17 protein-coding genes are annotated in these 16,518 nt (G+C 33.3%); 7 read left to right on the top strand and 10 right to left on the bottom strand.

Going from position 1 to position 16,518, the window contains the following annotated elements:
- Positions 1-11: 11 nt before the first annotated feature.
- On the bottom strand, positions 12-728 hold the full coding sequence (locus CGC48_RS03005; RefSeq protein ID WP_098028421.1) for a hypothetical protein: 717 nt from the start codon (positions 726-728) through the stop codon (positions 12-14).
- Between the two features lie 227 nt (positions 729-955).
- Between CGC48_RS03005 and CGC48_RS03010 the strand changes: the two genes are divergently transcribed.
- On the top strand, positions 956-2,272 hold the full coding sequence (locus CGC48_RS03010; RefSeq protein ID WP_098028422.1) for a DNA recombination protein RmuC: 1,317 nt from the start codon (positions 956-958) through the stop codon (positions 2,270-2,272).
- A gap of 18 nt (positions 2,273-2,290) precedes the next feature.
- Here the strand turns inward: CGC48_RS03010 and CGC48_RS03015 are convergent, their stop codons facing one another.
- Both CGC48_RS03015 and CGC48_RS03020 read right to left on the bottom strand, forming a co-directional pair.
- On the bottom strand, positions 2,291-3,154 hold the full coding sequence (locus CGC48_RS03015) for a DUF3822 family protein (protein WP_394336560.1): 864 nt from the start codon (positions 3,152-3,154) through the stop codon (positions 2,291-2,293).
- Positions 3,108-3,764, bottom strand: coding sequence for a hypothetical protein (locus CGC48_RS03020; protein WP_018279725.1), 657 nt, complete (start codon positions 3,762-3,764; stop codon positions 3,108-3,110). Before CGC48_RS03020 ends, CGC48_RS03015 begins: the two co-directional genes overlap by 47 nt.
- Positions 3,765-3,878: 114 nt before the next feature.
- Between CGC48_RS03020 and CGC48_RS03025 the strand changes: the two genes are divergently transcribed.
- On the top strand, positions 3,879-5,297 hold the full coding sequence (locus CGC48_RS03025) for an ATP-dependent DNA helicase (protein WP_098028423.1): 1,419 nt from the start codon (positions 3,879-3,881) through the stop codon (positions 5,295-5,297).
- A 3-nt stretch (positions 5,298-5,300) separates the two neighbouring features.
- On the opposite strand, the gene CGC48_RS03030 is transcribed toward CGC48_RS03025, so the two are convergent.
- The 5 genes from CGC48_RS03030 to recR form a co-directional block, all read right to left on the bottom strand.
- Positions 5,301-6,047, bottom strand: a complete 747-nt coding sequence (locus CGC48_RS03030; RefSeq protein WP_018279723.1) for a metallophosphoesterase — start codon at positions 6,045-6,047, stop codon at positions 5,301-5,303.
- Positions 6,047-7,186, bottom strand: coding sequence for an ATP-binding protein (locus CGC48_RS03035; RefSeq protein ID WP_098028424.1), 1,140 nt, complete (start codon positions 7,184-7,186; stop codon positions 6,047-6,049). Before CGC48_RS03035 ends, CGC48_RS03030 begins: the two co-directional genes overlap by 1 nt.
- A 171-nt stretch (positions 7,187-7,357) precedes the next feature.
- Positions 7,358-7,711, bottom strand: a complete 354-nt coding sequence (locus CGC48_RS03040; protein ID WP_018279721.1) for a 4Fe-4S binding protein — start codon at positions 7,709-7,711, stop codon at positions 7,358-7,360.
- A 114-nt stretch (positions 7,712-7,825) separates the two neighbouring features.
- The gene (locus tag CGC48_RS03045; protein ID WP_098028425.1) at positions 7,826-9,136 is read right to left on the bottom strand and encodes a dihydrolipoamide acetyltransferase family protein; all 1,311 of its coding nucleotides are present in this window, start codon (positions 9,134-9,136) and stop codon (positions 7,826-7,828) included.
- 155 nt (positions 9,137-9,291) lie between these two features.
- Positions 9,292-9,909, bottom strand: a complete 618-nt coding sequence (gene recR, locus CGC48_RS03050; RefSeq protein ID WP_098028426.1) for a recombination mediator RecR — start codon at positions 9,907-9,909, stop codon at positions 9,292-9,294.
- A gap of 471 nt (positions 9,910-10,380) precedes the next feature.
- On the opposite strand from recR, the gene CGC48_RS03055 reads away from it, so the two are divergent.
- The 5 genes from CGC48_RS03055 to CGC48_RS03075 all read left to right on the top strand — a co-directional run bounded on the left by CGC48_RS03055 (position 10,381) and on the right by CGC48_RS03075 (position 14,337).
- A complete protein-coding gene (locus CGC48_RS03055) occupies positions 10,381-12,171 on the top strand; it encodes a DUF4091 domain-containing protein (protein ID WP_098028427.1) in 1,791 nt (596 codons plus the stop codon).
- A 15-nt stretch (positions 12,172-12,186) separates the two neighbouring features.
- Positions 12,187-12,732: a glutathione peroxidase gene (locus CGC48_RS03060; RefSeq protein WP_098028428.1), complete on the top strand. Its 546-nt coding sequence runs from the start codon at positions 12,187-12,189 to the stop codon at positions 12,730-12,732.
- Between the two features lie 98 nt (positions 12,733-12,830).
- The gene (gene bshB1, locus CGC48_RS03065) at positions 12,831-13,553 is read left to right on the top strand and encodes a bacillithiol biosynthesis deacetylase BshB1 (protein ID WP_098028429.1); all 723 of its coding nucleotides are present in this window, start codon (positions 12,831-12,833) and stop codon (positions 13,551-13,553) included.
- A gap of 28 nt (positions 13,554-13,581) precedes the next feature.
- Positions 13,582-13,770 (top strand): hypothetical protein, encoded by a 189-nt coding sequence (locus CGC48_RS03070; RefSeq protein WP_013997672.1) that lies wholly within the window; start codon positions 13,582-13,584, stop codon positions 13,768-13,770.
- Between the two features lie 12 nt (positions 13,771-13,782).
- Positions 13,783-14,337 carry an RNA polymerase sigma factor gene (locus CGC48_RS03075; protein WP_098028430.1) on the top strand — a complete coding sequence of 185 codons (555 nt, stop codon included), beginning with the start codon at positions 13,783-13,785 and terminating at the stop codon, positions 14,335-14,337.
- Between the two features lie 155 nt (positions 14,338-14,492).
- On the opposite strand, the gene hemE is transcribed toward CGC48_RS03075, so the two are convergent.
- Both hemE and tpiA read right to left on the bottom strand, forming a co-directional pair.
- A complete protein-coding gene (gene hemE / locus CGC48_RS03080; protein WP_098028431.1) occupies positions 14,493-15,521 on the bottom strand; it encodes a uroporphyrinogen decarboxylase in 1,029 nt (342 codons plus the stop codon).
- 149 nt (positions 15,522-15,670) lie between these two features.
- Positions 15,671-16,420: a triose-phosphate isomerase gene (gene tpiA / locus CGC48_RS03085; protein ID WP_013998166.1), complete on the bottom strand. Its 750-nt coding sequence runs from the start codon at positions 16,418-16,420 to the stop codon at positions 15,671-15,673.
- Positions 16,421-16,518: the final 98 nt, after the last annotated feature.

The following is a 16,518-nucleotide window of genomic DNA, read 5'->3' on the forward strand; positions in this document are numbered from 1 at the left end:
ATTTTTATTTCTTAATTAATTTGTTGATTTATATGTCGATACAGACTATAATTTATAGCGTAAAGTAGAGGTAATGTCAATACAATACCAAAACCAAATAACAAAACTCCTGAAAATCCTAAAACTACACCTACAAGCAAAGCAATCAAGGCAGTGAACATTTGTAGAGACACACTCGCCGAACTTTGCTTCATTGAACTTTTAAGTGACTTATTTTCAAAAATAATAATTGGTATTGTTAAAGTAAATAACAAAGACAATATTACTGACAAAGAGAAACTTATAGTTCCAAGTCCTAATTTTAGGAGAAGAAATTCTATGAGCAACTTCACCGCCATAAGTCCAATTACGAAACCTAAAATCCTCGCTGTAAAAGAGGAATTATAATACGAAAAAAGTATTTTGTAGTTTATTTCCTCCCCTCTTTCTCTCATATCGAAAATCTTATAAAATCCTGCTGACATCGGGGCTATAATACATTTAATCAACACTATAAACAAATTGAATTTTATTTGAAATTGCGGTGTTGAAATTATATCTTGAACTATCTGAGGATTTTCAATTACATTTTTCATTAAATATTCCTGTGATACACCGAAAAGTGTCGAAAAAATCAGCATATATATTCCTAATATAATTGAAATCACAGAAATTGAACCCAAAATAATATCTAAGAAAGATTTACGATATATTTTGAAAGCGTCTTTTAAAATATCCAATAAAAGCATTTTATATGAATTATAATTTAATTCTTGTTAAAAAAGAGTATAAAATATCTAATTTTCGTATTAAATATTAACAAATTATTTTTATATCCCGCAAATATATAAAAATATCGTCATACCAAGAAAAAAACTAAATTATTTTCCTATAAAGTGAATATCATTGTTATTTTTCATTATTTTAATACCTTTGTACCTTTGCTTTTTTCTATAACTCTCAAAAAAATTAAACTATGCTTTCATACATTATTATAAGTATTATTTGTTTAGCGATTGGCTTTTTTTTAGGAACTTACATAAACAAAATAAAAACTGAAAACTTAATTTCATCAAATAAAAGCCGAGAAGAGCTGCAACAACGCTCTTTGGAAGAATTACAGCAACTTTTAGCCATCGAAAAGCAAGAAAAAGAGGATTTCAGAGACCAAAAAGATGAACTAAACCTGCTTTTAACCAGAAATGAATCCGAAAAAGAGTTTTTACTAACAAAATTGAAAGAAAAATCAAAAGAAACTGAACTTTTGCAAGAGAAATTTACAAAAGAATTTGAGAATTTAGCTAACAAAATTCTGGAAGAAAAATCTTCAAAATTCACAGAGCAAAACAAAGAAAATCTGAAAAACATTTTAAGCCCATTACAAGAAAAAATCAAAGATTTTGAACAAAAAGTAGAACATAGTCAAAAAGAGAACATAAGCATTCACTCTGCTCTAAAACAACAACTTATCGACCTACAGAATCAAAATTTACGCATCACTAAAGAAGCTGAAAACCTAACCAAAGCTCTCAAAGGAGATAGCAAAATACAAGGAAACTGGGGGGAATTGGTATTGGAAAAAGTATTGGAAAAATCAAATTTGGAAAAAGGAAGAGAATACACCATTCAGGAATCTTTTGTCAGAGAAGATGGTTCAAGGGTTATTCCTGATGTAATAATTCATCTGCCTGACGGAAAAAAAATGATTATTGACTCAAAAGTATCTTTAACTGATTATGAACGCTTTGTTAATGCTGAAGATGAAGAAAAACCTATCTTTTTGAAGCAGCATATCAATTCAATCAAAAGGCATATCGATCAACTTTCAGGAAAAAAGTACGAGGATTTGTACACCAATAGCCCTGATTTTGTATTGATGTTCATTCCTATAGAACCTGCTTTTGCGATTGCTCTGCAAAATGATGATTCGTTATATACAAAGGCCTTTGCTCAGAATATCGTTATTGTGACTCCAACTACATTATTAGCGACACTTCGTACCATTGATTCGATGTGGACAAATCAAAAACAGCAGGAAAATGCGTACGAAATTTCACGTCAGGCGGGAGCTTTGTACGATAAATTTGAAGGTTTCATCACTGATTTGATAAAGATAGGCAAAAAAATGGACGAAGCCAAGTCCGAATATGGTAATGCTATGAATAAATTGGTTGAAGGAAAGGGAAATATTGTTCGTAGCATCGAAAAATTGAAAATAATGGGAGTAAAATCAAAGAAATCAATCCCAGAAGCCATCCTAAAAAGAGCAATACCTGAAGATGATGATAAATAAAAAATTGACTTATTTCTATTAAAAAGATTGCGTAAGCACAAAATTTCGGTGAATTAACCCCTCGTCCATCCCTTCAGAGTAGTAATTTTTATTGTGTTTCATTAGGTAGATATACTTTATGTATTTCCTTACTCGCTCACTCATTAAGGAGTTAATATTCATATCTCCAATGAAATACAACGGAACTCTTTCCGTATTTATATTCAGCTGTTCAACAGAAAAAAGAATATAATAGAGAAAATCGTCCATTGTTTGATATTCAAATCGGTTGAAATAATACAATTTCTTATCTCTGAAAACTACAAAATAAAACGAGCTTTGTTCTGCATACACATACATAATCTCATAAGCGTGTGAGGCATAATGCTTTAGTAGCATTCGTAATAATGATGATGCAAAATGCTGAGATTCAAATGCACCATAATAATCAACCAGAATGTTATTTATGAAAACATCTGGCACAAAAACATTAACCGTTTCGATAGAAATAATTCTGTCATATTCAACGAAATTTTCCTTCAAAGAGGAAACATCAATGCTATATTTTAAGTATTCTATCGCTTCCTTCTTGCCCATAAAAAGAGCCTGTGGAATAAATGTAAATATGGGTGTGTTATGGAATACTTTAATGTTGTTGAAATCCTGTCGCAAATCTTCTTCAGAATCCAAAACACTACAGACTTCTCTTTCAATATCTTGCTTGTTTTTATAGTTGAAGTTTATAGGAAAATTATAAATCGATTCAACATAATTTAGCACAGGATTGAAAACACAAAAAGAAAGTCCATCCAAGTTAATTTGAATGGACAATTCCTTGAAATAAGTTCTGAATATACTATTTTCTTGCTGTCTTTGCATCGTATGACGTAGGCCAGTTACCATTTGTACTTAGTTCTTCCAAAGAACCTACTTTGATATCCGCACCTTTAACATCTTCTACTGAATTTTTTACAACTTCCTTTTCTACCTCGTTTTTATCAAGTCCCCAAAGCACCTTAATTTTAGGCACAGAAACCTCAAAAACTGAAGCCGAATACCCATTTTTGTCAAGAGAAGCTGTTTTCAAAACAAACTCTTCTTTCGGATTTTCAGCAAAAGGAACATATCTTAGGTTTTTGTAACGATCCGAGTTTTTAAACAAAGAATCTTTAACTGACACATATCCCAAAGTATCAACTACAACACCTTGTTTTAGAACATCAATTTTGAACGTTTTATCGTATTCTGTCCAGCTCGTGTCACGTTGAGAAGTAATAGTGAACTTCTCATTTTCAATAAACTTAGTCAGGTCATCGAAACTATTTGCGTATTTTCCTGTCACAACCCGATGTGCCTCTTGAGCATCGCGAATATCTTTTAATTTCCCAATTACTGCTGTGTAACGCTCTGTTTTAATTTTGTTAAACTCAATAGGACCGGTAACTGATTTGTAAATCATAAAACAAAAAAATAAGCCAACAGCCCAAAGCGCAATTTGTAAAATTTTTTTCATCTTTTAAAAATATTTTTTTTCTTGACTGGTTTACTGCAAAGCTACAATTTTTTTTTATTCAAAAAAGCTTTTTGAGAAAAAAAATTATATTTTTGGGTCCATATAAATTCATCAATGGACAAAAATACCTTTTTAAACAATCTTTTAAATGCTTTCCCTTACAATCCTACAACATCTCAAAACATTGCTTTGCAATTAATTACAGAATTTTTATTAGATAAGAATTCTTCTGAAAAATTGTTTTTACTTAAAGGATTTGCGGGAACAGGAAAAACTTCAATTATCAATTGTTTGATTAAAAACCTGCCTTCTATTGGGCATAAAGCTGTTCTTCTTGCTCCAACTGGGCGGGCTTCAAAGGTAATGTCCAATTTTGCTAAACAACAAGCTTTTACCATCCACAAACATATTTATTTTCCGAAAACGAACGGAGGAGAATTTTCTTTTACATTGAAAATCAACAAATTTAAAAACACACTATTCATTGTAGATGAAGCCTCGATGATTACAGATAATAATGAACATTTTTTTGACCAAAATTCTCTTTTGGATAATCTCATAACGTATGTCTATTCTGGACAAGGTTGTAAATTACTATTGATGGGAGATTCTGCTCAGTTGCCTCCTGTTAATTCTGATTATAGTCCTGCTTTAGATATCCGAAATTTAGAAATTCGCTATAATAAGGAAGTATCTCATATTGAACTTAATGAAGTCGTAAGACAAGAAAAAAAATCTGGTATTTTGTACAATGCGACAAAACTTAGAGAAATCCTTTTTGAATTTTCTATTCAGAAAAAATTTAATTTTAAGACTAGAAATTTCAGAGACATAGTTCAATTGACTGAAGGAACTGAAATTCAGGAAGCCATAGAAAGCTCATACTCAAACTATGGATTGGAACAAACAGCAATTATTGTCCGCTCAAATAAAAGAGCTGTACTTTATAACAGGCAAATCCGAAAAGTAATTTTGGATAATGAAAATGACCTTTCTGCAGGAGATTTACTTATGGTTGTGAAAAATAATTATTACTGGTTAAAAGATTCTCCTAAAGTGAGTTTTATCGCCAATGGTGACACTCTGGAAGTACTTCAAATCTATGCTTTTCGTGAGTTATACGGATTTCGATTTGCTGAAGTTCAAGTACAACTTATTGATTATCCAGACTTTCCTCCTTTTGACACGATTCTTTTGTTAGATACTCTCGAAACTGAAAATCCGTCACTTACACATCAAGAAAGCAACCGCCTTTACGAAGAAGTCTTACTTGATTATCAAGATGAAACCTCGGCATATAAAAAGTATCTGAAAGTTAAAGAAAATCCTTTTTTTAACGCCTTACAAGTCAAATTTTCATATGCTATTACCTGTCATAAAAGTCAGGGTGGGCAATGGGATGTTGTTTTTATTGAAAAACCCTATCTTCCCAATGGTATTGATGATAATTATCTGCGGTGGCTTTATACAGCTCTGACTCGTGCGGTTAAAAAAGTATATCTAATTAATTTTCAGACAGAAGATTTTGAATAAACTCTATTTATTCCTTCCTTTTTCATCAGGATAAAGCTCAAAAACAGGGTCACTTTGCCAGTATTCTTTGGTATCAATATCCATAATTGAAACTCTACCTTTGAATGCTGCACCTGTATCTACATTCCATACATTATTGGCTGTCATTGGTTTATCACACCCTAAACGAGTGGTAGGTGTATGCCCTATAAATGTTTCTGAATATAGCAATAATCTACTTGGATATTTACTATGTTCAGGTGAAGTTTTTACCGATGTTGCTAATTCCCAAAGAGTTCTATCCCAATAGAACATTTCTGGAAAATACTCAAAATCAACTCCTCTGAGATTGGTAAATCCTGCGTGAACAAACAATCGGTTATTGCTATCTAAATAATAATTTTCTAATTCAGATAAAAATTTGATGTGCCTTTGTTTCACTTCCTCAGAAGCATTTTGATAGGCTTTTTCCGTTGCATCTCCCCCGTGATAATACCACATTTTATCCATTGAAGCTCCTTGCAAAAATTCCAGACAAAGAGCATCGTGATTTCCTCTGATGAACAGGCAACTATAATGTTTTCTAAATTGCAGTAAAAAATCAAGAACTTCAGGAGTTTGACTCCAACCATCTGAATAATCTCCTAAAAATATGAAAAAATCATTTTTTCTTATTTTTACTCTTTGAATTACTTGAACCAGAGCCTTGTACGCTCCGTGAATATCTCCAACGACTAAAGTACGTCGAGGGTTAGTAGTTAGTCTATTCATCAACGATTATATTTTAATTTTCGCAATATTCTTAATGCTTCTTTTAATGATTTATAAGCCTCTATATCAATCTCTTTCAGCTTTGGCCGTGACACTTCCAACAATTCTTTTACCTCCAAATGTCCATTCAAATAACATTCTAAACATATTGAAGGTAATGTTGGAATTTGCCTTAATTCTTGTTCGGTTAAAAGCTGATTATCAATTATTTTTTCTAAAATAACTCGTTTTTCACTCCATATACCACATATTTTCTTTTCATCGTAAATAGGAGGAGAAAATATGAGTTTCTGTTCTATTTTATAGCTTCCGTTGTTAAAAAAATGAATCTGAACAAGTTCCAAAGGATAGTAATCTTTCTGATTTTCAATCCCTAAATAAATATACTCCGTTACAGAAAACGTATTTTCTTCAACACGAATTTCAACTTTATCAAGGTTAGAAAAAAACAAACGTACTTGTTCGTTAATAAGCTCAATATCAACTCTGGAGTACATTTTCTTATCTTCAACGATCTTGGGTTTACCTGCCCAACAAAGCACAAATTGTTCTCTAAAAACCAGATAATGTGATTCTAAATCCTTATGACGATGATTTATAAAATTAATAACCCCGTCCAAAGTGTGCTGTATGTTATTGCTTGAAATTTTCTCAATTTGCTGAACTATTTCAGAATTAAAATCTTCCAGCGGAAAATCATCATTTTGTATTTTGCTATTACTTCCTTCTCTTTTAAAAATTGTATCTTTAGCGTACTTCCATATCCCTTTTGAAAGGGAACAAACTTGCTTTGATGAAGTAACTGTTACCAGTCCTACAACCTTATCATTGGGTAAATCTGGAAAAATAATATTTTCATAAGTGATTGAAGGAGCATTGTTTAAATAAGAATTTATCAGATTTTGAATACGACTATCATCAAAAAAATCGACTCCCACTATTTCTCGAGACTCATCTTCTACACCTATGACGATGAATGCTTTATTATACGGATTAGAATTTGCTAAAGCACAAATTATCTTCAGAAACTTTGCTTTTCCTTCTCTTGTATTCAGGTCAATAAATCGCTTCCGGTCATAGAAACTATTTTCATCACTATGTCCTAATAAATTTTTTATTAACAAACGTTTATTAACCACTGACTCAAAAATTATTTATGAATTCTACTTCAAAACCAATAAGTTCTGCATCACAAAGATATAATTTATTTTTTGAAAAGCAATTTTAGTAATATTTCGGATTTCTTTTTATATAGCAAAACCCCCAACCTTTGAATTTCAAAAATTGGAGGTTTAACCTTTGTTTTTGCTTTATTCCTCGTTGTGCAAAAATCTTTTCTTTGCCTGAAGCTCCTCTGTTGTTTCTTGATTATCTTCGTCAGGAATACAACAATCAACAGGGCAAACAGCTGCACATTGTGGCTCTTCGTGAAACCCTATGCATTCTGTACATTTATCAGTTACAATAAAATAGAAATCATCACTAACGGGTTCTTGTACTTGATCTGCATTGAGCTGTTTCCCATTGGGTAAAACTATTTCGCCTTTCAAAGCTGTTCCGTCGCTATAACGCCAATCGTCAGCTCCTTCATAAATAGCGTTGTTAGGACATTCAGGTTCACAGGCTCCACAATTTATACAATCATCAGTAATCTTTATTGCCATAAATTTATAGTTTTCTCGTTTAAAAAATTATGGGGGCAAAGATACGTTATTTTTTAAATATAACGATTGTATCAGAAGGCTTAAAAGTACAATAAAATCAATAATTTAGAATGATTATAATTGTCTATTTATATCCCAATTTTCAAGATATTTAGCTATAAATTGAATAAACATTCCCCCTAAAGCACCATTTACAACACGATGATCATAGCTATGTGATAGAATCATTTTATGACGGATTCCTATTACATCTCCTTCGGGAGTTTCAATAACAGCAGGAACTTTTTGAATTGCACCAACCGCTAAAATACCAACTTGTGGCTGATTGATAATAGGGGTACCGAATAACGTACCAAATGAACCAATATTTGTGACTGTATAAGTTCCGTCCTTTACTTCATCAGGAGCTAGTTGACTTGCTCTGGCACGTGTAGCTAAATCATTTACAGCTTTTGCCATACCTCTCAAACTCAATTGGTCAGCATTTTTAATTACAGGAACAATAAGGTTACCATCAGGCAAAGCTGTAGCCATACCAACATTTATATTTTTCTTTTTGATTATGGTTGACCCTTCAACTGATATATTCATCATTGGATACTCAATAAGAGCTTTAGCTACCGCCTCCATAAATATAGGAGTAAAGGTAAACTTTTCTCTTTCACGCTCTTCAAATGCCTTTTTAACTTTGTTACGCCAGTTCCAAACTCGAGTCATATCCACTTCAATAAAACTCTGAACGTGAGGTGAAGTATGTTTGCTATATGTCATATGTTCTGCAATGAGTTTCCCCATTCGTGACATTGGAATCAACTCGTTACCTTTTCCTATCAATTCAGATTTTCTTTCAGCAGAAATTTCAGTTTGAATTACAGGAGTTTGAATCATCGTATTTTGTTGTAGCCCAGATGAAGCCTCTGCTCTGTTCTCCAAATAATCGAGCATATCTTGTTTCGTTACTCGATTATCAGCTCCAGTACCTGCAATTTTTTCTAATTCTTGCAATGAAATCCCTTCCTTTTTAGCAATACTTTTAACCAAAGGAGAGTAGAATCGCTCTGAGCTTGAACCTTCAAAGTTTAAGGACTCAGTCTGTAATGTTGTTTCTTTTATTTCGGTAATCTCTTTTTCAATTTCTTTGGCAGCAACCACAGTTTTTGTTTCCTGTTTTGCTTCTTGTTCTCCCTCTATTTCAAGAATAGCCATCACTTCACCAACTTTAACTACTTGGTCAGTCTGACAACGAATCTCAACAAGTACTCCTGAAACCTCTGAAATAACTTCCGTATCTACCTTATCTGTAGCTACTTCAACAACACCTTCTTCTGCCTCAATAGTCTCTCCTACTTTCTTTAACCAATTTGTAATTGTTGCTTCTGCAACACTTTCTCCCATTTTGGGTAATTTTAATTCGTATTTAGCCATTTTCTTAATTATAGTGGTTAGAGATTAGTTATTACACCAATCATTTTAAACATATGTAAAACAAGCCCAAAGGTATAAAAAAAAACCGAACTAACTATCTTCAAGTGTTAAATAATCTTGAAATTTTCATTGCTAAAAATTATCTTTTTTCATTTTCAGCTTTTTAAAGAATGTTCAAAAGGAATTCTTTGTGTGATACTTCTGCCTAAAGTAACTTCATCGGCATATTCCAGCTCACCTCCCACAGAAATACCTCTTGCTATAGTCGAAATGGTAATGTTGAATTTTTCTATTTGCCTGAAAATATAGAAGTTTGTCGTATCTCCTTCCATAGTATTGCTTAATGCAAAAATAAGTTCCTTAACATTTCCTGTTTCTACTTTTTTAACTAAAGAACTGATATTCAAATTTGAAGGACCTATTCCATCAATAGGCGAAATTTTCCCGCCTAAAACGTGATACTGACCAAAAAATTGCCCTGTATTTTCAATAGCCATCACATCACGAAAATCCTCTACTACACAAATAATCCCTGTTTCTCGACTGGGACTGCTACAAATTTCACAAATATCAACATCTGAAATATTATGACAATTATTACAATACTGAATATTTGTACGTAAATTCAGTATCGCATTTGCCATTCTAACAGACTGTTCTTCAGGTTGTTTTAAAAGATGTAATGCAAGACGCAATGCAGTTCTTTTCCCGATACCAGGCAATTGTGCTATTTCATAAACTGCATTTTCTAAGAGTTTTGATGAAAATTCCATTGTGCAAAGGTAAACAAAACTCAAGTTTTCTTTCAACAGAAATATCTAAAAATCAAAAATACATTCATTAGTCAAGCATATTTTCTACTTATTCTTGTCGATTATATAAATACACAATTAACTGGAAATAAACAACTAAAATATTTTATTTAAAATAAATCTAAATTAATTTTGTAAGAATAAAAAACTTACATACCTTTGCAGTGTTGTTAGTAATATTGTTCGTCATCGCAAAGTGATATATTTTTTATATTCCGTTTGCAATCCATTATGAAGATTACTTTTTCATATTCATTTCGAAATAGTTGTTGTTTCTCTTCATAACGAATTAGTTAGTTTTAAGCTTGAGAGCCCATTTTTTAATGGGCTTTTTTCTTTTCACATAAACTTAGATAGTAATCGTATCCGAATGATTCTTGTTTCTTTTGTTTTTTTACTTAAATTTGCAGTCGATTAAGAACTTGAAAAAGAATGAAATCAAAGATATTCATCTTGTTATACTTAACAGGATTGATAGGTTTTTCACAAAACCAAGAAGAAATCACAGATTTAGGCTTAAATACTAAGCAAGAGATACTTACTACTGAAAAATATATGGAATTGCCTAATCCTGTGGCTACTAATTTACAAAATTGGAGTTCAATAAAAGGAATCCATATAGGTTGGGGAACAACAGATATTCGCTATAAAAAAGAGGAACCTATTCTTCATCTGGAAACAACCAAACGCCTAAAAGCTTGGAAAGGAGAACGTATTTCTGCTCAAATAGGTATTTCAAATGCAGATAAGAATATAGAAATATCCGTAGAGGTTTCAGATTTAAAAAGCGGTAAAAACAAAATTAGCAAAGAGCATTTTCAAACGGCTTTTGTGCGTTATGTAATGACCGACGAACTCAACAAAGATGGTAAAGGAGGTTGCGGATATCGTAAACCCACTGATTTTGATTCTACCCTCATCGCTGATGCTCTTGATCATCACACAAAAAAAATAGAAATTGCAAAACACTCATCTCGTGGTATTTGGCTAAAACTGCAAATACCTCAAAATACGAAGACAGGTAATTATAAAGGTTTTGTAACTCTGAAAAACAAAACAAAAATTCTCAAAAAATTACCTTTTGAAGTTCAGGTTTTACAACGTACTTTACCACAACCGAAAGACTGGAAATTTCATTTGGATTTATGGCAAAATCCGTATGCTGTGGCTCGTTATTTTGGCGTAACGCCTTGGTCAGAAGCTCATTTCGAACATCTGAAAAGAGAAATGAAACCATATGCCGATGCAGGTGGAAAATCCATAACAGCTTCCATAATGTACGAACCTTGGGGCGGACAAACACAAGACCCTTTCAATTCTATGGTAATGTGGATGAAGAAGTTAGATGGCTCGTGGCACTTTGATTTTGCAGTATTTGACAAATGGGTTGAATTTATGCGCGAAATGGGAATAACCAAGCAAATCAATTGTTATTCAATGGTTCCTTGGAAATTGTCATTTCAATACTTCAACCAAACTACAAATCAATTACAAGTCATTAAAACACAACCAGGAGAGCCTGAATATGAAACAATGTGGACAGCAATGCTCACCGCCTTTGCGAAACATCTGAAAACAAAAGGTTGGTTTGAAAAAACGTACATTTCAATGGACGAACGCCCCAAAGAAGTAATGCAGAAAGTATTGAAAATCATCAAGAACGCTGACCCTAACTTCAAAATATCTCTGGCGGGTGATTGGCATCAGGAGTTAGAGCCTTACCTCGACGATTATTGCGTTCCGTTAAGCACCAAATACGAACAAAAAGTCCTCGAAAAAAGGCAACAACAGGGCAAAGTAACCACCTATTATACTTGTTGTACAGAACCTTACCCAAATACTTTTACTTTTAGTAAACCCGCTGAAAGTGAATGGTTAGCGTGGTATGCCGCGAAAGATAATCTGGACGGATATTTGCGTTGGGCATTAAACAGCTGGACGTCAGAACCTTTGTTAGACAGCCGTTTTAGAGCTTGGGCGGCAGGAGATACTTATCTGATTTATCCAATGGGAAGAAGTTCTGTACGTTTTGAGCGAATGGTAGAAGGTATCCAATTTTATGAAAAAGTAAATATTTTACGTGAGGAATTTCACCAAAAACAGAACACTGAAGCACTCAAAAAAATAGAGAATGTTTTGCAACTTTTCGATGAAAATACCTTACCTCAAAATCCTGCATCGGAAGTTACAAAAAAAGCAAGAGAAGTTATTAATTCACTATAAATCAATAAAATAAATATGAATAAATTAGTTACAATATTGGCTTTGTGCATATTCGGATTTTCAAATGCACAACAAAAAACAGAAAATACTATATATCAATTTGTTGTGAAAGATATATACGGAGATGATTTTGCTCTTTCTCAATTGAAAGGCAAAAAGGTAATGATTGTGAACACCGCTTCGAAGTGTGGGCTGACTCCTCAGTACGAAGGATTGGAGGCTTTGTATCAAAAATATAAAGATAACAACTTCATTATCATTGGATTTCCTGCTAATAATTTTAAATCGCAAGAGCCTGGTAGCAATAATGAAATTGCAGAATTTTGTAAAATTAACTATGGTGTAAGCTTTCCAATGATGGAAAAAATTTCTGTAAAAGGAGAAGATACACATCCTTTATATAAATTCTTGACTTCTAAAAAATTAAATGGATTTGAAGATTCTGAGGTACAATGGAATTTTCAAAAATATCTTATCGGAGCAGACGGAAAATTGGAAAAAATAATCGCTCCAAAAACCTCACCTCAAGGTAAAGAAATTATTGATTGGATTGAAAAATAAAGAAGTGGCTCAAAAAAGTATGATAATTTTTTTTCAAATTGAGCGAAGTCGAAGCCTGACATTAAAAACATACTTTTCATAACACAACCAAAAATAATATGAGTTTAAAATTAGATATTTTAGCCTTTGGAGCTCACCCCGATGACGTGGAATTAGGTTGTTCGGGAACAATTGCAAAAGAAGTGGCTTCGGGCAAAAAAGTAGGAATTATTGACCTGACACAGGGCGAATTAGGTACGCGAGGCACTGCCGAAACCCGAAAAGAAGAAGCCCGAGAAGGAGCCAAAATTTTGGGTGTTGAGGTTCGTGAAAATTTAAAATTTGCTGACGGATTTTTTGTAAATGATAAGACTCATCAGTTGGAAATCATTAAAGTAATCAGAAAATATCGTCCTGATATTGTGCTTTGTAACACTATTGACGACCGCCATATCGACCACGCAAAAGGAAGTAAATTGGTCAGTGATGCCTGTTTTTTAAGCGGACTTCGAAAAATCGAAACTGAATTAAAAGGAGAAAAGCAAAAAGCGTGGCGTCCTAAAGTTGTTTACCACTATATCCAATGGAAAAATATTCAACCTGATTTTGTGGTAGATATTTCTGAGTTTATGGATAAAAAGCTGGCTTCGGTTTTGGCATACAAAACCCAGTTTTACGACGCAAACAGCAACGAGCCAAACACCCCAATTTCTGACAAAAACTTTCTGGATAGTGTAACTTATCGAGCGAGGGACTTGGGTCGACTAATTGGCGTGGATTTTGCAGAAGGATTTACGGTAGAACGTGTCGTGGCGGTAAATTCGCTTTATGACTTGAAATAATTCACTAAAAATCAATGAGTAAGATATAATGAAATTAGTATTATTAACCATCGGAATTTTGGCCTTATGTTTTATAGGAATTGCCATTAAAATTTGGGCTAAAAAAGGAGGAAAATTTGCAGGAACTTGTGCTAGTCAAAGTCCACATTTGAATAAAACGGGCGAACCTTGTGGTTTCTGTGGGAAAATGCCTGATGAGCAAGATTGTAAGAAATAAAGTCAGAGAATTTTGAACAATCAGGAAATATTATCCAAAAAAATTAAGGAAGCAAAAGAAGGCAATCAGAAGGCTTTCAGCTACTTACTTGATGAATTTTGGACAGATGTTTACAACTTTCAGCAAAAGCGTATCGGAGACGAAAATGATGTAGAAGATGTTGTTATTCAAACATTTGCGAAGGCTTTTGATAAAATCAATACATACAATGAAGAGTTCTCTTTCAAAACGTGGATCATAGCTATTTCCAAAAATGTTCACGTTGATATGATTAGAAGCCAACAACAAAAAGTTACGCATTCATCATCTGAGGAAAAGGAAGCCAACACCATTGCAGATGAATCGCCTACTGCTGAGGACAACCTAATTATGGAGCAAAACTTAAACCGATTGCTCTTATGTATCAAAAAGTTAAAAGAACCTTATCGAACAACTATTCAATTGCGATATTTGCAGGAAAAATCTTACAAAGAAATTGCTGAAACTACGGGTATGTCTCATAGTAATGTAAAAGTAACTTTGCTTAGAGCAAGGAAAATGCTTTTTGAAGTATTGAAGAAACAATAAAAATTAGCCAAAAATTCTCTAAAAAAATAGAGCTTTTTGGCTTTTTTCTACAAAATTTCCAACTTTATTGATTTGATTCTAATTAAGTAATATAAAAATATTTCAATATTCCAAACTTCAAATCATTTTCAAAGTAGATATAGTAAAAAATTATTCTAAAAAGACTTGTAACTTTTTACCGTCTCTACAAAAGCTTTTGCATTTTCAACAGGAATGTTTGGTGGAATTCCGTGTCCTAAATTGACGATGTAATTGTCTTTCCCAAAATCGTCAATCATTTGATGTACCATTCTTTTGATTTCTGAAGGCGGAGAGAGTAATCGTGAAGGGTCAAAATTTCCTTGCAACGTAATTTTTCCTCCCGTAAGTTCTCGAGCTATTTTCGGAGTACACGTCCAATCCACACCAAGGGCAGAAGCTTTCGATTTTGCCATTTCAGGAAGGGCAAACCAACAGCCTTTTCCAAAAACAATCACTTTAGTAAGTGGTGCTAACGCTTCCACAATCTGGTTGATATATTTCCACGAAAACTCCTGATAATCAATAGGAGAAAGTACACCTCCCCAACTATCGAAAATTTGTACCGCATCAACCCCTGCTTTCACTTTTTCTTTCAGATACAAAATGGTCGTATCCGTAATTTTTTGCAACAATTTGTGTGCCGTTTGTGAATCTGTAAAACATAACTCCTTGGCAATGTTGAAGTCACGCGAACCTTTCCCTTCTACGGCATAACAGAAAATCGTCCAAGGAGACCCTGCAAACCCAATAAGAGGCACACGATTGTCAAGCATTTGTTTGGTAAGCTTAATGCCCTCCATCACGTATCCTAAAGTTTCGTGAATATCAGGAACTATAACATTTTCAACATCTTTAGCAGAACGAATCGGATTAGGAAGCCAAGGTCCTACCCCTGATTTCATCTCCACTTCAATATTCATCGCTTGTGGAACAACCAAAATATCTGAAAACAAAATAGCAGCATCAGTTCCCACAATATCAATGGGTTGCACTGTGATTTCCGCCGCTAATTCAGGAACTCGGCAACGCGTAAAGAAATCATATTTATCGCGTAAAGCCCTAAATTCTGGCAAATATCTACCCGCTTGACGCATCATCCAAACTGGCGGACGCTCCACAGTTTCGCCATTCAAGGCTCTTAAAAATAAATCGTTTTGTAACATATTTAGGCAATAGGCAATAGGCAATAGGCTTTCCAAAATATTAAGATTTCAAATCCCAAAATCCAAGTATTTGAAAACTTAGCACTTGTATCTTGGTCTTGTTAACTTAAAACTATTGCCTATTACCTGATTACTTCTCTCTCAAAAAATTAAATTCCGTTAATAATTGCGATAAAATCATCGGCTTTGAGTGATGCTCCTCCAATAAGTCCGCCATCAACGTCTGCTTTTGCAAAAATTTCTTTGGCATTATCAGGTTTTACGCTACCTCCGTAAAGAATTGAAACGCTGTCGGCTACTTCTTTTCCGTATTTATCAGCGAGTGTTTTACGAATAAACGCGTGCATTTCCTGAGCTTGTTCAGGTGAAGCAGTTTCGCCCGTTCCAATTGCCCAAACAGGTTCGTAGGCTAAAACGATATTTTTCCACGCATCAGCAGACAAATGGAACAATCCATTTTTAATCTGATTTTCAACTACTTTAAAATGATTATTTGCTTTTCTGTCCGCCAATTCTTCTCCGATACAAAATACCATTCGGATATTATGTTTCAAGGCTGTGTCTGCCTTTTTAGCCAAAGACTCGTCAGTTTCGTTAAAATAAGCACGACGCTCAGAATGTCCTAAAATTACAGTTTTTACGCCTATGCTTTTTAACATTTCAGCTGAAATTTCACCTGTGTAAGCTCCGTTTTCAGCAAAATGCATATTTTGAGCAATCACTTCAACAGCAGTTCCTTTTGCTGCTTCAGTTGCGGGAATTAAATTCACAAAAGTAGGAGCTACCATCACTTCTGCTTCTGTTTTAGGTAATTTTTTTAATAAATCAGCTATCAATTCTGTTGATTTTTTCAGGTCATTGTTCATTTTCCAATTTCCTGCTACAATTTTTTTTCTCATATTGAAATTATTTTTCTATTTCGATTACATATTCTCGGAAGTCACAAAGATACATTTTTTTTATAAAAGCTAAATCTAAAAAAATCAAAATATTTTTT

This window comes from Capnocytophaga cynodegmi, assembly GCF_002302475.1.
GTDB lineage: Bacteria > Bacteroidota > Bacteroidia > Flavobacteriales > Flavobacteriaceae > Capnocytophaga > Capnocytophaga cynodegmi.